At 66.8% G+C, this 18487-nt stretch carries 17 protein-coding genes and 1 tRNA gene; 11 read left to right on the forward strand and 7 right to left on the reverse strand.

Annotation, left to right across the window (positions count from 1 at the left end):
* The first annotated feature begins 63 nt into the window (after nt 1-63).
* From G6N08_RS07445 to G6N08_RS07460, 4 genes are all read left to right on the forward strand, one after another.
* Nucleotides 64-654 carry a type II secretion system F family protein gene (locus tag G6N08_RS07445; protein WP_174813263.1) on the forward strand — a complete coding sequence of 197 codons (591 nt, stop codon included), beginning with the start codon at nt 64-66 and terminating at the stop codon, nt 652-654.
* A 79-nt stretch (nt 655-733) separates the two neighbouring features.
* Nucleotides 734-937, forward strand: coding sequence for a DUF4244 domain-containing protein (locus G6N08_RS07450; protein WP_163755693.1), 204 nt, complete (start codon nt 734-736; stop codon nt 935-937).
* Between the two features lie 23 nt (nt 938-960).
* Nucleotides 961-1263 carry a TadE family type IV pilus minor pilin gene (locus tag G6N08_RS07455; RefSeq protein WP_246216636.1) on the forward strand — a complete coding sequence of 101 codons (303 nt, stop codon included), beginning with the start codon at nt 961-963 and terminating at the stop codon, nt 1261-1263.
* Between the two features lie 31 nt (nt 1264-1294).
* Nucleotides 1295-1639, forward strand: coding sequence for an Rv3654c family TadE-like protein (locus G6N08_RS07460; protein WP_246216637.1), 345 nt, complete (start codon nt 1295-1297; stop codon nt 1637-1639).
* A gap of 1 nt (nt 1640) precedes the next feature.
* On the opposite strand, the gene G6N08_RS07465 is transcribed toward G6N08_RS07460, so the two are convergent.
* Entirely contained in the window at nt 1641-3965 is a 2325-nt protein-coding gene (locus tag G6N08_RS07465; RefSeq protein ID WP_163755698.1) for a DEAD/DEAH box helicase, read from the reverse strand.
* 334 nt (nt 3966-4299) lie between these two features.
* Here G6N08_RS07465 and cspA point away from each other — a divergent pair, with 334 nt between their 5' ends.
* From cspA to topA, 3 genes are all read left to right on the forward strand, one after another.
* Entirely contained in the window at nt 4300-4503 is a 204-nt protein-coding gene (gene cspA, locus G6N08_RS07470) for a cold shock protein CspA (protein WP_163755699.1), read from the forward strand.
* A 192-nt stretch (nt 4504-4695) separates the two neighbouring features.
* Complete coding sequence (locus G6N08_RS07475) at nt 4696-5274, forward strand: hypothetical protein (protein ID WP_163755700.1); 579 nt, start codon at nt 4696-4698, stop codon at nt 5272-5274.
* A 165-nt stretch (nt 5275-5439) separates the two neighbouring features.
* Nucleotides 5440-8214, forward strand: coding sequence for a type I DNA topoisomerase (topA, locus tag G6N08_RS07480; RefSeq protein ID WP_163755702.1), 2775 nt, complete (start codon nt 5440-5442; stop codon nt 8212-8214).
* Nucleotides 8215-8275: 61 nt separating this feature from the next.
* On the opposite strand, the gene G6N08_RS07485 is transcribed toward topA, so the two are convergent.
* Nucleotides 8276-9862: an adenylate/guanylate cyclase domain-containing protein gene (locus G6N08_RS07485; protein ID WP_163755704.1), complete on the reverse strand. Its 1587-nt coding sequence runs from the start codon at nt 9860-9862 to the stop codon at nt 8276-8278.
* A gap of 104 nt (nt 9863-9966) precedes the next feature.
* Between G6N08_RS07485 and G6N08_RS07490 the strand changes: the two genes are divergently transcribed.
* Both G6N08_RS07490 and G6N08_RS07495 read left to right on the forward strand, forming a co-directional pair.
* Nucleotides 9967-11175: a DNA polymerase III subunit delta' gene (locus tag G6N08_RS07490; protein ID WP_163755706.1), complete on the forward strand. Its 1209-nt coding sequence runs from the start codon at nt 9967-9969 to the stop codon at nt 11173-11175.
* A gap of 53 nt (nt 11176-11228) precedes the next feature.
* A tRNA-Thr gene (locus G6N08_RS07495) sits at nt 11229-11301 on the forward strand.
* A gap of 94 nt (nt 11302-11395) precedes the next feature.
* Here the strand turns inward: G6N08_RS07495 and G6N08_RS07500 are convergent.
* Nucleotides 11396-13234, reverse strand: coding sequence for a hypothetical protein (locus G6N08_RS07500; protein ID WP_174813264.1), 1839 nt, complete (start codon nt 13232-13234; stop codon nt 11396-11398).
* 66 nt (nt 13235-13300) lie between these two features.
* Between G6N08_RS07500 and G6N08_RS07505 the strand changes: the two genes are divergently transcribed.
* A complete protein-coding gene (locus G6N08_RS07505; protein ID WP_163755707.1) occupies nt 13301-14245 on the forward strand; it encodes an NAD-dependent epimerase/dehydratase family protein in 945 nt (314 codons plus the stop codon).
* Nucleotides 14246-14313: 68 nt separating this feature from the next.
* On the opposite strand, the gene G6N08_RS07510 is transcribed toward G6N08_RS07505, so the two are convergent.
* The 3 genes from G6N08_RS07510 to G6N08_RS07520 are packed head-to-tail and all read right to left on the reverse strand — an operon-like array spanning nt 14314 to nt 16620.
* Nucleotides 14314-14655: a DUF2304 domain-containing protein gene (locus G6N08_RS07510; RefSeq protein WP_163755709.1), complete on the reverse strand. Its 342-nt coding sequence runs from the start codon at nt 14653-14655 to the stop codon at nt 14314-14316.
* Nucleotides 14652-15341, reverse strand: a complete 690-nt coding sequence (gene ppgS / locus G6N08_RS07515; protein WP_163755711.1) for a polyprenyl-phospho-N-acetylgalactosaminyl synthase PpgS — start codon at nt 15339-15341, stop codon at nt 14652-14654. Before ppgS ends, G6N08_RS07510 begins: the two co-directional genes overlap by 4 nt.
* Before the next feature lie 25 nt (nt 15342-15366).
* Nucleotides 15367-16620, reverse strand: a complete 1254-nt coding sequence (locus G6N08_RS07520; RefSeq protein ID WP_371868968.1) for a hypothetical protein — start codon at nt 16618-16620, stop codon at nt 15367-15369.
* Nucleotides 16621-16893: 273 nt separating this feature from the next.
* On the opposite strand from G6N08_RS07520, the gene G6N08_RS07525 reads away from it, so the two are divergent.
* The gene (locus tag G6N08_RS07525; RefSeq protein WP_163755720.1) at nt 16894-17859 is read left to right on the forward strand and encodes a TerC/Alx family metal homeostasis membrane protein; all 966 of its coding nucleotides are present in this window, start codon (nt 16894-16896) and stop codon (nt 17857-17859) included.
* Between the two features lie 68 nt (nt 17860-17927).
* Here G6N08_RS07525 and G6N08_RS07530 read toward each other — a convergent pair whose 3' ends face one another.
* The gene (locus tag G6N08_RS07530; protein ID WP_163755721.1) at nt 17928-18416 is read right to left on the reverse strand and encodes an inorganic diphosphatase; all 489 of its coding nucleotides are present in this window, start codon (nt 18414-18416) and stop codon (nt 17928-17930) included.
* Between the last annotated feature and the right edge of the window lie 71 nt (nt 18417-18487).

Raw genomic sequence — 18487 nt, forward strand, 5'->3', positions numbered from 1 at the left:
CGCGGCGACAGTGAGGATCGCAGCGCCGAACGAGTGCGGACCGGCGCCTCCAGGAGCCGCAGTATGAGCATCGCAGCGGTGCTGCTCGCGGTCGCGGTCGTGGTCGGCGCCGGGCCGTCGAGGGTGCGGGCGCGCGCGGGCAAAGTGGTGGCGCCGGGTCGGCCCCCGCGTGGGCATGCACCCGCCTCCGACCCGCTGGCCGTCGCGTCGAGTCTGGACGTGCTGGCTGTCTGCCTGGGCGCGGGTATGGCGGTGTCGACCGCGGCGGCCGCAACCGCTGAATCGGCGCCGCCGCGCCTGGCCACGCTGCTGCGGCGGGCCGCGGATCTGCTGACGTTGGGCGCCGATCCCGCTGTTGCCTGGTCAGCCCCCTCGCAGAGCCTGGCCGGCTCGATCGATGCCCCCACCGACGCGCTGCTGCGGCTGGCGCGGCGCTCGGCGTCCTCGGGCGCAGCGCTGGCCGACGCCGTCGCCGAATTGGCTGCGCAGGTCCGCCACGACGCCGCGCAGGCGGCCACCGCTGCCGCCGAGCGGGCCGCGGTCCTTATCGCCGCTCCGCTCGGTCTGTGTTTCCTGCCGGCGTTCGTGTGCCTGGGCATCGTTCCAGTGGTGGCCGGGTTGGCCGGCACGGTCTGGCAATCGGGTGTGCTGTGAGGCCGCCGGCCGGCCACGCGGAAGTCTCGCGGAACGGCCGCGGGGAAACTTCAACCGGTAACTAAAAGGAGGAAAAACATTGGCGCGAAATATTTTCCGTGCTCTGGGGGCGCGTATAGCCGTTCTGGCGGCCGACGAGTCGGGAATGTCGACAGTCGAATACGCCATCGGGACGATCGCGGCCGCGGCCTTCGGCGCCATCCTCTACACCGTCGTCACCGGCGACTCCATCGTCTCAGCGCTGACCAACGTCATCAGCCGGGCGCTCAACACCAAGGTCTAGTCGACGATGCCGGTAGCAGCACTGTGGAAGCGGCTTTCGCGATAGCCGCGCTGGTCACGGTGCTGGTGTTGTGCTTGGCGGGGATCACCGCGGTGTCGATGCAGGTGCGGTGTGTGGACGCCGCCCGCGAGGCGGCTCGGCTCGCCGGGCGTGGTGACGACCGGGCCGCGCTTGAGACCGCGCGCCGAGTCGCACCGGGCGGGGCGCGGGTCGTGCTGCGTCGTGACGGTGAATTCGTCATCGCCACCGTCACCGCACGCTTCAGCCTTCTTCCGGCGTTGCCTATTGCAGCCCAAAGTGTTTCGGCAGCAGAGCCCCGGCGCTGAGCGCGGCTCGGCCACAGTGGCCGCAGCTGCGATGGTCGCTGCGTTGCTGTGCGTCACCGGCGGCGCCGCGTACCTGGGATCGGCGGTGGTCGCTCGTCATCGCGTGCAGGCGGTGGCCGATCTCGGCGCGCTGGCCGCTGCCGAGCGCTTGCCCGCCGGAGCAGAATCAGCCTGCACCCGGGCGACTGCCGTCGCCCGGGCGATGGGAATCGCCCGGATCGGCTGTGCGGTGCAAGGACTCGATGTCGTTGTCAGCGTCGAAATGGACGTCACCTTTGGCGGGGTCGTGCGTGCCGCGGCCCGCGCGGGCCCGGCGCCGCTGTCGGGGTCTCCGCCGAGGCTGCGGGCGGGGGCGACGCTCAAGGGTCAGCGATGACTCACCGCGAGCCGCGTGCCAGCTCGGCGAGCACCAGCCGCAGCACCTGCACCGCACCCGCTTTGTCCAGCGGGTCGTTGGCGTTACCACATTTGGGAGACTGAACGCAGGAGGGGCATCCTCTCGGGCATTCGCACGCCGCGATCGCCGCGGCCGTCGCACCCAACCACGTGCTGGCCTGGCGGAAGCCCCGCTCGGCGAATCCGGCTCCCCCCGGATAACCGTCGTAGACGAAGACGCTGGGTTGCGGGTCCAGTGGGTCAGGGCCCACCGCGGTGGACAGGCCGCCGATATCGCCGCGATCACAGCTGGCCACCAGCGGCAGCAGCCCGATCGCGGCATGTTCTGCGGCGTGCAGTGAGCCGGGGATGCGCGGCGCGTCGATACCGATGCGCGCCAACGCCTCGGGTGTGACGGTGTACATGACGGCGGTCGTGGCCAGGGTGTGGGCCGGCATGTCCAGCTCGACGAAGTCGATCACCTCGCCGCTGAGCCGCCGGCGCAGATACCCGATGACCTGGTTGGTGACACTGACCGGGACCAAGGCGAGGGTGACCGAACCGAACTGTGTGCGCTCACCAGCGCCGGTGATCGCAATGTCGGTGCGTTCACGTGCGAAGGTCGCATAGCCGGGATCCTCGGCGCGCACGAATGCGATCTCGGCGTCGGCATCCAGCGAATCGACGACGTAGCTTTCGCCCTGGTGCAGGTAAACCGCCCCCGGGTGAACCGCGGCGGACGCCTGAGCGGCGCCGACATGGCCCAAAAGCCTGCCGGTGTCCGTTTCCACGATCGCGATCTGGCCGCCCGTCGGGCCACGGATGTCCACCGCGGTGTGCGGCTCCAGGCCGGGTGCGGCGAAATACTTCCCGGACCGGCGTCGCAGCAACCCCTCGTCGACCAGCGTTGCGGCCACCTCCTGGGCGCCGAGTGCTTTGACTTCAGTTTCGGTGAGTGGCATTTCGGTTGCAGCGCATAACAACTGGGGACGCAGAAGGTACGGGTTAGCCGGGTCGATCACGGCGCGCTCGATCGGCTTGTCCAGCAGCGCGGCCGGGTGATGGACGAGGTAGGTGTCCAGCGGATCGTCACGCGCGATCAGCACGATCAGTGCCCCCCGGCCATCCCGTCCCGACCGGCCGGCCTGCTGCCAAAACGAGGTGATCGTTCCCGGGAATCCGGCGAGCACGACCGCGTCCAGGCCGGCGATGTCGACCCCCAACTCGAGCGCGCTGGTGGTGGCGAGTCCGCACAGCAGCCCGTCGGCCAGCGCGTGTTCCAGCGCACTGCGCTCTTCAGCCAGATACCCCGCGCGGTAGGAGGCCACCTTCCCGGCGAGCTCAGGGGCGATGTTCTCCAAGTGTGACCGGGCCGCCAGCGCGGTCAGTTCCGCGCCGCGACGGGTCCGGACAAATGTCAGGGTCCGGGCTCCCGCGGCGATCAGGCCGGCCATCACTCGAGCGGCTTCGGCGCCGGCGGATCGCCGCACCGGTGCGCCGTTCTCCCCGGTCAGATCGGTTCGCAGCGCAGGCTCCCACAGGGCCACGGTGCGCGGTCCCTGCGGTGCGCCGTCCTCGGTGATCTGCTCGACCGGTTGTCCGATGAGTTCGGCGGCCGCCGCAGCCGGCGAGGCCGTGGTGGCGCTGGCGAAGATGACGGTCGGCGCCGCCGAGTACCGGGCGCACAACCGCAACAGCCGGCGCAGCACCAGCGCGACATTCGAGCCGAAAACACCGCGATAGTAATGACATTCATCGACCACCAGGAAGCGAAGGCCGCGCAGGAAAACTGCCCATCGGCTGTGGTTGCGCAACATCGACAGATGAACCATGTCGGGGTTGGAAAACAGCCAGCGGGAGCGTTCGCGCGCGAAGCGGCGCACCTCGGCGGGACTGTCGCCGTCGTAGGCAGTGGGCGCGACGTCACCGAGCCGCGGGACCGCGGCGGTCAGCGCGTGCGCGCTGCGCAGCTGGTCGCGCCCCAGTGCTTTGGTCGGCGACAGGTACAACGCCCGCGCCCGCGGGTCGGTGGCGAGCACGTTGAGAATCGGCAGCTGGTAGGCCAGCGACTTGCCCGAGGCGGTGCCGGTGCTCACCACCACATGATGTCCGGCGTAGGCCAGTTCGGCGGCATCGTACTGATGCGACCACGGCGCGGCGATGCCGCGCTCGGTCAACGCGCGCACCACATCGGGCTCGGCCCATGCCGGCCAACTGCGTGCGCGGGCCGGCCGGGCCGGCAGCTCTGCCACATGGCGAAGCGGGTGCTCGCCCGGTTGGGTGCCGGCGAGGGCCGCAACAAGCAGCTCGCTGCCGAAACTCGCCATCGCTCGCCCCTTCCCGGCTCGTCCGGCCTTGTCGACGGTGTCAGTTGTCCAGCGTTTCGTCAGCGCCATCCACGTCGTAGCCGGTCTGCAATCGAATTGTTGACCGAAATCGATCATCCGAGGCTGTTGCCGGAACCGCAGACATGGTTGACTGATGACGGCCGCGGCTTCTGTGTTCGTGTCAAACTTTCGCAGGATCGACGTTGCGGCCGCGGTTCCTGCGAGGTTGGGTTCGGGTGAAGTTCCGGAGACTCCGCGAGGTATGGCGGTCACAGCAGGCCCGGTGCATCGAAAGGCGGTGCATCGCACCCAGTAGAGAAGGAAAGATCGAGAAATGCCACAGGGAACTGTGAAGTGGTTCAACGCGGAGAAGGGGTTTGGCTTCATCGCCCCGGAGGATGGTTCCGCAGACGTGTTCGTCCACTACACGGAGATCCAGGGAACAGGTTTCCGCACCCTAGAAGAAAACCAGAGGGTCGAGTTCGAGATCGGCCATAGCCCCAAGGGTCCGCAAGCCACCGGCGTCCGGTCCATTTAGACCAGCGGATTCCGACGAAACCCCCGGGCGGCCCACCACAGCGGGCCAACCGGGGGTCTTCATTATCGGCGTGATCAAGGGTGCAGCGGTCACCGGAATGTTCCTCAACTGGCTTTTTGTCGACTCCGGGCTCGGCTCCGCGCGGGGCTCGCCGTGGGGTGCATCGTGTCGAGCAGGCCTACTGTCAGTGACGTGAGCCAGCTGTCGTTCTTCTCGGCGGAGTCGGTTCCGCCGGCTGTCACCGACCTCACCGGGGTGCTCGCGGCCACTGGTCAGGTCGTGCTGGTCGGTGAAGGTGCCCGGCTGTCCGTTGTCGTGGATCAGCTGTGGCGGGCGTCCGCGCTGGCCGAGATGATTGACCAGGCTGGTTTGGTGGCTGAGATCGCCTACACCGATGAAAACAGTCCGCTGGTGCGCACTGGCGTGGATCCTCGGCTGCATGCTATCGCCGCGCAGTGGACTCGGGGGGCGGTCAAGACCGTGCCCCCGCTGTGGTTACCGGGCCCGCGCGAGCTGCGGGCGTGGACCCTGGCCGCGGGCAGCCGGGAAGCCGACCGTTATGTGCTCGGCCTGGACCCGCACGCACCACAGACACATTCGCCGCTGGCAGCGGCGCTGATGAGGGTCGGAATTGCGCCTACCCTCATCGGTACGCGCGGTGCTCGCCCGGCATTGCGGATCAGCGGCCGGCGCAGACTGGGGCGCCTGGTAGAAAATGTCGGGGAACCCCCGGGTGTCGCCGAGGCGTTAGCCCACTGGCCTCGCGTTTAGCAGGTGGGCGTTGCGGTGAGAAGGCAGGCGTCGCGGGGAGTCGGTTTGCGTCGGCCCGCCCGGGGTGCGAAATTGTCAAGTGCCCACAGGCCCGAGAGACACCGGTGCGCGTCGCCTGGGATCGCTCAACCTGCGGGGCAGGACAGAAGTGGAGCGTAGGCACAGTTGGCACGCGGTGACCGCGGCAGCGGTAGAAACGGCAACGCGCGGCGGCTCGTCATTGTCGAGTCGCCAACTAAAGCGCGCAAACTCGCCGGCTATTTAGGGTCCGGCTACATCGTCGAGTCCTCCCGGGGGCATATTCGGGATCTTCCCCGCGCCGCCGCGGATATTCCGGCAAAGTACAAATCGGAGCCGTGGGCGCGGCTGGGGGTCAACGTTGACGCCGACTTCGAACCGCTCTACATCATCACTCCGGACAAAAAGCGCACGGTCAACGAGCTGAAAAGCCTGCTCAAAGACGCCGACGAGCTGTATCTGGCCACCGACGGCGACCGCGAAGGCGAGGCCATCGCCTGGCATCTGCTGGAAACGCTGAAGCCGCGTATCCCGGTCAAGCGGATGGTGTTCCACGAAATCACCGAGCCGGCGATCCGGGCGGCGGCCGAGCACCCCCGCGATCTGGACAACGACCTGGTGGACGCCCAAGAAACCCGCCGGATCCTCGATCGGCTGTACGGCTACGAGGTCAGCCCGGTGCTGTGGAAGAAGGTCGCCCCCAAGCTGTCGGCGGGCCGGGTGCAGTCGGTGGCCACCCGCATCATCGTGCAACGCGAACGCGAGCGGATGGCGTTTCGGAGTGCGTCCTACTGGGATGTGGTCGCCGAACTGGATGCCAGCGTCTCCGACCCGCAGGCGTCGCCGCCGACCTTCACGGCCCGCCTGACCAGTGTCGACGGCCTGCGGGTGGCGACCGGTCGTGACTTCGACGCCCAGGGCGCGGTGCGCAAACCTGATGAGATCGTGGTGCTCGACGAAGCCCGTGCCGGCAGCCTGGCGGAGGGACTGCGCGGCGCACAGCTCACCGTGACCTCGGTGGAGGAAAAACCCTACACCCGCAGGCCCTATCCGCCGTTTATGACGTCGACGCTGCAGCAGGAGGCTGGCCGTAAGCTGCGGTTCTCCGCCGAGCGCACGATGAGCGTGGCTCAGCGCCTCTACGAGAACGGCTACATCACCTATATGCGCACCGACTCCACGACGCTGTCGGATTCGGCGATCAATGCTGCTCGCACTCAGGCGCGTCAGCTCTACGGTGCGGAGTTCGTCTCGGCGTCGCCGCGCCAGTACACCCGCAAGGTGAAAAACGCTCAAGAAGCCCACGAGGCCATCCGGCCCGCCGGAGAGACGTTCGCCACGCCGGATGCGGTGCGTCGCGAACTCGACGGCGACGACTTTCGCCTGTATGAGCTGATCTGGCAGCGCACTATCGCCTCACAAATGGCTGACGCTCGCGGCACCACGCTGAGCCTGCGAGTGGCCGGGGTGTCGGGAAGCCAGCAGGTGGTGTTCGCCGCGAGCGGGCGCACCATCATCTTCCCCGGGTTTCTGAAGGCCTATGTGGAAACTGTCGATGAGCTGGCCGGCGGTGAGGCTGATGACGCCGAGCGGCGGTTGCCGCGCCTGACCGAAGGCCAACGGCTGCGCACCGTCGAAGTCACCCCCGATCAGCACGCCACCAACCCGCCGCCCCGCTACACGGAGGCGTCACTGGTCAAGGCGCTCGAGGAGTTGGGCATCGGCCGTCCATCGACGTACTCATCGATCATCAAAACCATCCAGGACCGCGGCTATGTGCACAAGAAAGGCAGCGCCCTGGTGCCGTCGTGGGTTGCGTTCGCAGTGACCGGTCTGCTGGAACAGCATTTCAGCCGGCTCGTCGACTATGGGTTCACCGCGGCAATGGAAGACGAACTCGATGCGATCGCCGCCGGCCAAGAGCACCGCACCAACTGGCTCAACAACTTCTATTTCGGCGGCGACCACGGCGTGCCCGATTCGATTGCCCGCTCCGGGGGTCTCAAAAAGCTCGTCGGCGTCAATCTGGAGGGCATCGACGCTCGAGAAGTCAACTCCATCAAACTGTTCGACGATGCGCAGGGCCGTCCTATCTATGTGCGGGTCGGAAAGAACGGTGCTTATTTGGAGCGCATGGTCACCGGCGAGGACGGCCAGCTCATCCCGCAGCGAGCCAACCTCAACGGCGCCCTTACCCCTGACGAGTTGACGCTGGAAGTGGCCGAGGAGCTGTTCGCCACGCCACAGGAGGGACGACTGCTGGGCATCGACCCGGAGACCGGTCACGAAATCGTTGTCAAAGACGGCCGTTACGGCCCTTATGTGACCGAGATCCTGCCCGAGGAACCCGATGGCGGCGAGGCTGCGGTGCCGAAGGCCAAGAAACCACGCGGCCCCAAACCGCGCACCGCGTCGCTGCTGCGCAGCATGGATGTGCAGACGGTCACCCTTGAAGACGCTCTCAAGCTGCTGTCCTTGCCCCGGGTTGTCGGCGTCGATCCCGAGACGGGCGAGGAGATCACCGCACAAAACGGACGTTACGGCCCATATCTCAAGCGCGGCAATGATTCTCGTTCACTAGCAACGGAAGACCAATTATTCACCATTACTCTCGACGAGGCGCTGAAGCTCTACGCTGAGCCGAAACGTCGTGGCCGGCAGAGCGCGTCGGCGCCGCCGTTGCGAGAGCTCGGGACCGATCCGGTGTCCGGCAAGAAGATGGTCGTCAAAGATGGCCGCTTCGGGCCTTATGTCACCGACGGTGAGACCAACGCCAGCCTGCGCAAGGGTGATGACGTGTTCTCGATCACCGACGAACGTGCCGCCGAACTGCTCGCCGAGCGGCGCGCACGGGGTCCGGCAAAGCGGGCCGCGAAACAGACCACCCGCAAAACACCGAAGAAAGCGGTCAAACACAGCTAGTTGGCGGCTTGTCGCCGACTTGCAGCCCACGCTTGCTGCGGTGTCGCGCAAGCCGAGACACCTAGGTAATCTCGCTCGAGACTTCTTCGGGCGCTGCCAGATTCACAGGCCGGGCCAGCTGTGTGGGCACGGTGCGTCCGCGTAATTCGACCACCTCGCCGACGTCCCAGCAGAGGGCTTCCGCGTCCAGCGCACCGCTCACCGCAATCGCCGACGCCAGCACGTGGCCTTCTTCCAGTTTGGCCAGTTCGGTGAGCCGTGCGGCCTCATTGACGGGGTCACCGATCACCGTGTACTCAAACCGCGCCTTCGCCCCGATGTGGCCGGCGATGGCCCGTCCGGCCGATACCCCGATTCCAAACTCCGCCGAACCGATCACCGGGAGCAGTTCGTCGTGCAGTTCACGCGCGGCCGCCAGAGCCGCGCCGGACGCGTCAGGATGTTCAATGGGTGCCCCGAAAATCGCCAAGGCCGCATCGCCCTGAAACTTGTTGACGAACCCGCCGTGGCGGCCGACGGTGTCCACTACTACCCGGAAGAACTCGTTGAGCAAGTTGACGACTTCTGCGGGTGGCCGCGTGGCGGCGAGTTTGGTGGAGCCCACCAGGTCCACGAACAGCACCGCGACATACCGTTCTTGCCCTCCCAGCTCGGTGCCGCGCTCAAGAGCCCGGCGGGCCACGTCTTCGCCGACGTAACGACCGAACAGGTCACGCAGCCGTTGCCGCTCGGCGAGGTCGCGAACCATGTCGTTGAAACCGGCCTGCAGCATGCCTAATTCGCTGGCGTCGTAGATCTGCATGTGCGCGTTGTAGTTACCGCGTTGCACCTCACCGAGCGCCCAGCGCAGCTGACGCAGCGGGTCGGCGATCGACATGGCCACCAAAAGCGTGCTGATCAACCCGACGGTCAACGCGGCCAACGCCAGCATCAAGATGGGGGTGAACAGTTTTTCTGGCGAGGCATGCAGCAGGGACGCCTTGTCGGCCACCACCGCCAGCACAATCGCCAGCAGCGGGACGCCGGTGGACAGCGCCCATGTCAGCATCTGCCGCAAGATGACACCGGGAGCCCGCACAGTCTCCGGGACGCCGGCGCGGAGCGCGGCGACGGCCACCGGCCGCAGCACGCGCTCGGATTGCAGGTAGCCGATGATCGCGGTCGCGGTGGCACCCAACGCGGTGGCGACGGCGACAACGGGCGCGGCGTGCCGGGCTACCGGCCAGCTCGCGATAATGAACACCACCCCGCCCACGCCCCAGTAGCCCAGGCTGATCAGTGTGCGGTAGAAGGGCATCCGCAGCGCGCGGATGCGCGCGAGCTCGGTGGCGGCCGGATCAGTGTCGGCTCGCGGGCCGTCGCGGCGCTGCCACCGAAAAACCGGTATGAGTAATCGCACGCTCAGCGAAAATCCCGTGCTGAACAGCACGACAAGCACCAGCGCGAAGACCACGACATTGGTTCGCGGCAGATCCTGCAGCTCGATGCGGTCCTCGGGCGGCAGTCCGTAGCGCAGGAAGCCGAGCACGAACAGGGCGCCGATGATGTCGGCTTGCAACATGCTCAGCGTGAACACCGGCCAGGGAGTGCGCACCACCCAGCGGACGAACCCATTGATCCGCCCGCCGAGTGCCACTGTGCTGCTCACCAGATCACCGTATCGGTCGGCATGGACTCGGCGGGGCTCAAAAGACGCGCTGTCGAGCTGCTCATCGTCGTTCTGTCGGCAAAACGGTTTACTGTTGCCGGTGGATGTCCGGAGTGTTCACGCGTTTGATTGGCCAGGAACCAGTTGTATCCGAACTGGTCGCTGCTGCGCAGGCTGCGCGTCGTGATTCGGCTCACACCGCGGCGGCGGCCGGCGCTATGGCGCACGCCTGGCTGATCACCGGCCCGCCCGGCTCGGGACGCTCGGTGGCGGCGCTGTGCTTTGCGGCTGCGCTGCAATGCAGCGCTGACGGAGTGCCCGGCTGCGGACAGTGCCGGGCGTGCACCACCACCATGGCGGGCACCCACGCCGACGTACGACGGGTGATCCCGGAGGGCCTGTCAATCGGCGTGGACGAGATGCGGGCCATCGTGCAGATCGCCTCGCGACGGCCGAGCACCGGCCGCTGGCTGGTGGTGGTGATCGAAGACGCCGACCGGCTCACCGAAGGTGCAGCCAACGCCCTGCTGAAGGTGGTCGAAGAACCGCCGCCGTCGACAGTGTTTGTGCTGTGTGCGCCGTCGATCGACCCGGACGACATCGCGGTTACCCTGCGCTCCCGGTGTCGGCATGTCGCGCTGGTGACCCCGTCAGCCGCGGCGATCGCGCAGGTGCTGGTCGAGGAGGACGGCCTGCCCGCCGACACGGCGAACTGGGCGGCATCAGTCAGCGGAGGCCACGTGGGACGGGCGCGCCGGTTGGCCACTGATCCTGAGGCCCGGCAGCGACGCGAGCGCGCGCTGGCGCTGGTGCGTGACGCGGTCACACCTTCCCGGGCGTATGCGGCGGCTGAGGAGTTGGTGGCCGCAGCCGAGGCCGAGGCGTGCACGCTGACTGCGCAGCGCGACGAGGCCGAGACCGCGGAGCTGCGCACAGCGCTGGGGGCCGGTGGTACCGGTAAGGGCACCTCGGCGGCGGTCCGCGGTATGACCGCTGCGATCCGGGATCTCGAGCGACGGCAGAAGTCCCGCCAGACCCGGGCATCGCGCGACGCCCTCGACCGTGCCCTGATGGACCTGGCGACCTATTTCCGCGATGCGCTGCGGGTCGCGGCTCATGCCGGGCGGGTGCAGGCCAACCACCCCGATATGGCCGACCGGGCGGCTGCGCTGGCCGCCCACGCCCCACCCGAGCGGCTGCTGCGCTGCATCGAGGCCGTGCTGGACTGCCGTGCGGCGCTGGCCGTCAATGTCAAACCCAGGGTGGCTGTCGATGCTATGGTCGCCACCATCGGGCAGGCGCTGCGCGACTAGCAGTTGGGCGGGTTAGCCGGTCTGCCGTAGACTCGTGCCGCCCGGCAGGGCAGGCCACCTTAGCTCAGTCGGTAGAGCGGCTCACTCGTAATGAGCAGGTCAACGGTTCGATTCCGTTAGGTGGCTCCGGTTTTTCGGCGCGAGCGTGCGGGTCTGTCCGGCGACACGCCGGCGTGGCCGGGTTTCTGCGCACGCTCGCGGCCAACCCGGCGCTTCGCGGTCAACGCGGCGCGAGGAATCCGACCGGTCCTGGCGCGATACACAGCGACAGCGCGGCGGTGTTGGCGCGAACGTCGATCGTGTTCCCCGCGCCCGCGAGCCGCACATATACCCGGTTGAGCCCTGGATGCACCGGAACCTTCACCGCGCGGCCATCGGACAGCGACATCGTCATCGAGCCGTCGCTGTTGGCCAGATAGTTGATCTCGGCGGTCCAGTCGGCGGGCAGCAGGGGGCCGTCGAGAGCCATCCGGGTGGGCATATCCGGCTGGACGAAGTATCCGCACTGCGCCGCCGGCCCCGGCACGATCGTGCGCACCCAGGTCACCTGCGCGTCAGCCAGCCGGCCCGAGCTATCCAGCATCCGCAGTCGCGTTGTGGCCGAAGCGAACTCCGGTCGATCCCGCAGCAGCGCAAACATGTGGCTGGCCAGGTTCTCCGGCCAGGCCACCCGCTGCAACACCAGCGGATCGACTTCCTGGTCGAGCAGCGCAGCGTTCGACTGGGCACGGGCGGTGGCCAAAGCCGTGCGGGCATTGCGCAGGTACGGCTGCGCGGGATTGTCCTGCCACGACCGCAGAAACGTCGCCGTCGAATACAGGCTGCTGGCCAGGAACAACACCGCTAAACCCGTCGCCACCAGCGGGCGCAGGACAGCCGGCACCAGTGGGTGCGTGACCCGTCTGGCGGACGGACGGTCGGGCGCAGACAACCCAACCGCGGCCAGTAACGCCAGCACGACGACAAGGTCGGGAAAATAGCGCAGAGTCTGAGCCAGCTCCAAGGCGGTGTACTTCGACGACCGCATTAAATAGATCGGCACTTGGCAGGCCACGGTGTAGCCGGCCGCGGTCAGCCACACCACACCGATGCGCTGTTTGCGCCTCAGCGACACAGCCAGTGCCGCGGCCAGCATCAGCCAACCGAGCAGCATCACCACCGGTGACGGGGTGGCCCATGGTGAGGCGGGCGCCCAGCGATCCCAATGCCACGGCCCGCCGGCCAGACCGGGGATGATGCCGTGTGTCAGCGAACGACGCAGCAGATTCGCGGTCATCGCCAGATCCGCGCTCCACCGCTGCTGATCAACCACCAGCAGGTAGAGCACTGCCCAGGCGCCGGTCAGCGCGAGCGATACCGTCCACAACCGGACACCGTTTCGCCACACTGTCGCCACCGCGGCCGAATCGCCCTGCACATACCGCAGCAGCGCTGTGACCGCGAAGGCGACGAAGGGAACCACTGCGGCCTTCTCGAAGAACAGCAGGCCGGCGGAATAGACCAGCGCACCGCTCACCGCGTATCGCCGCTGACCGGTGCGCACCAGCACAATCGCGTCCGCGCAGACCCAGGCCAGGGCCGCCAGCATGGGCAGTGAGTTCAACGCCGCCGCCCACCACGCGAACCCCGGCACCCCCAGCGGGGTGAACAGCGCGAAGATCAGCGGAATGAGCAGCGGCGGACGCCAGCCCAGGATCACGTACAGGGTGCGCAATAGAGCCAGCGAGGCCAACCCTTGCAGCGCCACCAAACTCATGGCCGGTCCGATCCAGTCCAGCGGCGCCAGCCGAGTGATGGCACCGGCGACCAGGTAGGCGCCCGGCATGAGGTGACCATCGTGGTCATCGAACAGATACGAGGGGGTCAGCAGCCCATGGGTGCCGGCGCGCCCGACAAGGATCAGATCGTCCCAGTAGAAATAGCCCCCGAACGCCAGGACGGCACGAATGGCCAGCTGCACCGCGATCAGCGCCGCGGCAGCCTGAGCGACCCAGGGTAATCGGCTGGTCGCCGCAGCGGCCACGGTAACCCCCGGGAGGCGAGCCGCCGCGACACGCATACGTCCTTTCTTACCGGGCTTTCTTACCGGCGCAGGCTTCCGGCGGGCCGCCGGTATGGTGGGCCAGTGCGCGCACTGGTCACGGGGGCAGCCGGATTCATCGGGTCGACGCTCGTGGACTGCTTGATAGCCAACGGGAACACCGTGGTGGGCCTGGACAATTTCGCGACAGGCCGGGCGGTCAACCTCGAGCACCTGGCCGGCAATCCGCGGTTTGTTTTCGTCGAAGCCGACATTCTCACCGCCGACCTGGAGGCGATTTTGGACCAGCACCGCCCGGAGGTGGTGTTCCATTTGGCTGCGCAGATCGACGTGCGCCGCTCGGTGGCCGACCCGCAGTTCGACGCCTCGGTCAACGTCATCGGCACGATCCGGCTCGCTGAAGCGGCTTGGCGCACGCGTGTCCGCAAGATCGTGAACACGTCGTCAGGCGGATCCATTTATGGCACGGCGCCGACATATCCCACCAGCGAAAAGATAACTCCCAACCCGGTGTCGCCGTACGCGGCGGGCAAAGTGGCCGCGGAGATTTATCTGAACGCTTTTCGGCACCTGCACGGCTTGGAGTGCTCGCATATCGCGCCAGCGAATGTCTATGGCCCGCGGCAGGATCCACACGGCGAGGCGGGTGTGGTGGCGATCTTCGCCCAGGCGCTGCTCGCGGGTCAGCCCACCAAAATATTCGGTGACGGCTGCAACACCCGTGACTATGTGTATGTCGACGACGTGGTTGACGCCTTCGTCAAAGCGTCGGGCCCGATAGGCGGGGGACAGCGTTTCAACATCGGAACGGGTGTGGAAACATCTGACCGGCAACTACATTCAGTCGTCGCGGCGGCCGTCGGGGTCCCCGACGACCCGGAATTTCGGCCGCCACGGCCGGGTGACCTGCGTCGTTCCTGCCTGGATATTGGTTTGGCCGGCCAGGTTCTGGGGTGGCGACCCCGGGTCGAGCTGAGCGAGGGCGTACGACGCACGGTGGAGTACTTCCGCCGCACCGACCTCGGTTAGCGTTGCCCGCTGTCAAGCGGGTTTTGCGGAAAGCCACGTGGTTTTCCGGGGTTCGGGTTCGCCGGTGGCTACCTCTCGTCGGGTGCCCGCGCCCCGGCAAGCGCGACCGCACGCGCCAGCCGCGCGTAGCGCAACTCCAAGTCCTTGAACCGCAGGTAAGTGCTCAGGGTGGTGAAACTGAACGCCATGATCAGCCCGTAGAGCATCAGGTCGGTGCCGCGGCGCACCCCGAACCAGTTGGCGACCACGGTGGTGTCATCGGGCCGCAGCACCGCGTACACACCGGCCATCACGAACCCGACGTAGCCGACTTTGACCCACGCCCGCGACTGCGCGCTGCGCCGGGACCGGAGCAGGTAGACCAGTAGCGCGATAATCGAAAAGATCAGCAGCACCTGGATCCAGTTCATCGTGGCATCCTTCCTCGCAGGAACCCGTCGAAGATGATGTTGACGCCGTTGAGCAGCGGCTGGCCTTTGGACTTCGAGTAGTCGGTGTAGAGCACTTCGACCGGTTCTTCTGCGACGCGCCAGCCGTTTTCGTCGATCAACATGATGAATTCACTGGCGTGGCTCATCCCGCTCATGGTGATGTTCAGCGCGTCGGCGACCGTCTTATTGAATACCCGCAGCCCATTGTTGGTGTCGGTCAACCCCAGCCGGCGGCCCCGCGGGCTGACCCTGGCCGCAGTCTGCAGCACAACGCGCTTGAGCCACGGGGGTCTGGTGCCGCCGGGGCGGCCGAACCGGGTACCGATCACCACGTCGACATCGCCGGCTCGCGCCCGCTCGACCATCGCGATCAGATCCGTGACCCGGTGCTGGCCGTCCCCGTCGAAGGTGGCGAAGAATTGCGCACCAGGCTGGCCCCGGGCATACTCGACGCCGGTCTGGATGGCAGCGCCCTGACCCAGATTCACCGGATGGCGCACCAGGTGCGCTCCGGCACGCAGCGCGATCTCACCGCTGCCGTCGGTGCTGCCGTCATCGACACAGACCACGTGATCGAAGATCGCACGCACATCGGCGATGACCTGGCCGATGACCGCGGCTTCGTTGAAGGCTGGAACAACCACCCAGACGTCGGGATATGGCATTTCGAACCCACAAGCTACACGCTGTTCAGCGGCGTCGACGCGCAAGTGCGGCCAGATGCACGGCGATTCCCACCAGCGGACCGCACAGCAGCGCGATCACCGTGCGCGAAGCCAGTGAGAGCGGCAGCAACAGCAACAGCGTCGAGGCCAGCGTCGCGCTGACCCAGCCCAGTGCGTAGGCCCGATGCAGAGTGGCCGCGACGGCGCCGGCGCCGGTGAGCGTCAGCAGGGCGATCGCGAGCGCGGCTGCGGTCAGCCAGGCCAGCAGTGCGCTGCTGGCCCGGTAATCGGGCCCAAACGCGGCCCGCAGCAGCCACGGGCCGACCAGCCCTGCGGCCACCACTCCCACCACTCCGATCACGCCGATAAGCAACGCCGGCCCGATCAGTGCCCGCAGCCGGTGGGTGCGCTCGTCAACGAAGTGAGCAATGAGGTTGCCCTGCATTGCCGTCAACGGCACCAGCAGCGGCGCACGGGTCAGCGTGACCGCCAAGATGACGACCCCACCTTGCGCTCCCAACTGCTGTGATGTCGCCTTCAAAAGCACCGGGAACCCCATCACCAGAACCGCGCTGGCGCCGGCAGCGATGATCGAATGGGCGGCGCCGCGCAGGAATGTGGTGGTGCTCCCCGGGGTCCGCAGCTGCGCTGCTGCCCGGGCGGTGGGCGAGACGATCAGCATGATCAACCAGCCCACCGCGCCCGCGACGGTCGCCCACAAAAACCCGACCAGCCCCCAGCCGCTCACGTAGGCTGCCGCAGCGACAACCACCCGGATGACGGCGTCGGTGACCATCAGCGCCCCGTAGTGGGTCCAGTGATTGGCGCCGGCGAGCATGCCGAGCAGGGTCGTGTGCAGGCAAAACGCTGCCAGCCCAGCGCTGAGCAACCCCACCGATAGCCAGCGTGCGTTGGCGAATACCAGCGGGCTCCACAGGGGTGCGGTGCCCGCGATCGCCGCCGCCGCGACCAGACCGACCATCCCGGCCACCCGTAGCGGGTGAGTCCGGCGGTCCGGCACGATATCGGTGTATCGGGCCGAACGGACCTCACGAGTGGTTTCTTGCAGCAGACCGTTCGCGGCACCTGTGACCAACCCAAAAGCGCCCCAGAACACCCCGAACACCGAGAAGGCGACGGGCGCCAGGTCGCGCGCGGCCAGGGAGATGACCGCGTACCCGCAGCCAGCGGTCAGAACTGTCGCTGTGCCCACCCGGGCCACGCTGCTGCGCGTGATCGGCCCGGCGGCGGTAGTGCCTGCTACCTCGGTCACCGGCACAGCACTTCAGTCGGCCCGCAACCGACGTGTGGGCGCACAGGGTGACACCGCGATGAAGCAAAAGTTTCCTGCGGTGTCACAGCTTGAAAATACTAAGAGCCGGCTTGCGCCCTGAAAGGCGCCGGCGACTGCAACCTGCCACACTGTCCGCAGAGGGGAGTATTCCCGCGCCGCGGCGTCGTCATCTCGTCGTCCATCACCGGACGACCGTGCCGCGGGCCGTCTCGACGGTGGGAGAGACCTCTGGTGTCTTGCTGCGACCGGAGGTCTGTGGTGTATGTGCCCGCCGTGGAATGGGTTGTTACGTTGGGTGCGACAATCGCCGTCTTGCTGTCCGATGTGCTCATCATCGCGCACCGGCCCCGTGAGCCGACGATGCGCGGATGCGCGGCCGCATTGTCGGGCTATGTCGGGCTGGCGCTGGTCTTTGGAATCTGGGTCGCCTGCGCGCACGGCCACGAGTTCGGGTTGGAGTTTGTCGCAGGCTGGCTGACCGAGTACAGCCTGTCGGTTGACAACTTGTTTATTTTTGTGATCATTCTGGCGCGCTGTGACGTGCCTGCGGCGTATCGGCAGCACGCGCTGCTCGCCGGGATCGTCATCGCGCTGGTGTTCCGCGGTGTTTTCATCGTGGCGGGGGCGGCGGCGATTCAGCGGTTTTCGTGGATCTTTTACGTGTTCGGCGGATTCCTGGTCGGCACCGCAGTCAAACTTGCGCGCCATCCTGAGCGCAAGACCGAGGTGACCAACCGGGCCGCGAGCTTCGCGGACCAACACCTCAACACCACCGACCGCCGCGATGGTCCCAAGTTTCCGAGGGGTGGGTCAAAGCGGCTGGTTACGCCGGTGTCTCTGGTCATCCTGGCGCTCGCCGGAACTGACCTGATCTTCGCGTTGGATTCCATTCCGGCAATCTACGGTCTTACCCGCGAACCCTACTTGGTGGTCGCCGCCAACGTCTTCGCCTTGATGGGCTTGCGCCAGTTGTACTTCCTGCTGGGCGGTTTGTTGAACCGGCTGGTCTACCTCTCTCGGGGCCTGGCGGTGATCTTGTTGTTCATCGGGTTGAAGCTGGTGTTGCACGCACTGCGTGAAAACGACGTGCCGTTCATCAACGGCGGTGAGCACGTCGATGTGCCCGGCATACCGACGTTACTTGCTCTCGCGGTGATCGCGGCGACGTTGGCGGTCACCGTGATGGCCAGCTTGCGCGCAGCCCGCGTCGTGGACGCCGCTTAGGACAGCGCGCGAAAACGTTACTCGCCGACCGCTTTCGGGCCAGCGCCGCGTGGACCAATACTCGCTGCTCAGTGTCCGCTGGTCTGGAATCGTTCCCGCGATCGCAGCACTTCGGCTTCGGCTTCTGCGCGGCCGACCCAGTCGGCAGCCTTGACGAATTTGCCTGGCTCCAGGTCTTTGTAGTGCACGAAGAAGTGCTTGATGGCGTCCAACTCGAAGGTCGAGACATCACCGATGTCTTTGATGTGATCCCATCGGGGGTCGCCGGCCGGGACACACAGCACCTTGTCGTCGCCACCGGCTTCGTCGCTCATCCGGAACATTCCCACTGGCCGCGCTTTGACCAGCACCCCGGGAAACAGAGGTTCGGGTAGCAGCAGCATGGCGTCGAGCGGGTCACCGTCTTCGCCGAGGGTCTCGTCGATAAACCCGTAGTCCGTCGGGTATTCCATCGCCGTGAACAAGTAGCGGTCCAGGTAAACCCGCCCCGTCTGGTGGTCGACCTGGTATTTGTTTCGCTGCCCTTTGGGGATTTCGATGACTACGTCTAATTCCACGTGCTGGCTCCTTGCCTCAGTTGTCGGGACTCCACCTTAGTGGAGCGCTTTTGAACGGTTGTCGACCGCGT

The organism is Mycobacterium botniense (assembly GCF_010723305.1).
In the GTDB taxonomy this organism is placed as follows: domain Bacteria; phylum Actinomycetota; class Actinomycetes; order Mycobacteriales; family Mycobacteriaceae; genus Mycobacterium; species Mycobacterium botniense.

What these genes read in the sequence shown, in the direction of transcription:
- G6N08_RS07445 (WP_174813263.1), top strand. Translation starts at nt 64, where the DNA reads ATGAGCATCGCAGCGGTGCTGCTCGCGGTCGCGGTCGTGGTCGGCGCC.
- G6N08_RS07460 (WP_246216637.1), top strand. Translation starts at nt 1,295, where the DNA reads ATGGTCGCTGCGTTGCTGTGCGTCACCGGCGGCGCCGCGTACCTGGGA.
- G6N08_RS07465 (WP_163755698.1), bottom strand. Translation starts at nt 3,965, where the DNA reads ATGGCGAGTTTCGGCAGCGAGCTGCTTGTTGCGGCCCTCGCCGGCACC.
- cspA (WP_163755699.1), top strand. Translation starts at nt 4,300, where the DNA reads ATGCCACAGGGAACTGTGAAGTGGTTCAACGCGGAGAAGGGGTTTGGC.
- G6N08_RS07490 (WP_163755706.1), top strand. Translation starts at nt 9,967, where the DNA reads ATGTCCGGAGTGTTCACGCGTTTGATTGGCCAGGAACCAGTTGTATCC.
- G6N08_RS07500 (WP_174813264.1), bottom strand. Translation starts at nt 13,234, where the DNA reads ATGCGTGTCGCGGCGGCTCGCCTCCCGGGGGTTACCGTGGCCGCTGCG.
- G6N08_RS07510 (WP_163755709.1), bottom strand. Translation starts at nt 14,655, where the DNA reads ATGAACTGGATCCAGGTGCTGCTGATCTTTTCGATTATCGCGCTACTG.
- ppgS (WP_163755711.1), bottom strand. Translation starts at nt 15,341, where the DNA reads ATGCCATATCCCGACGTCTGGGTGGTTGTTCCAGCCTTCAACGAAGCC.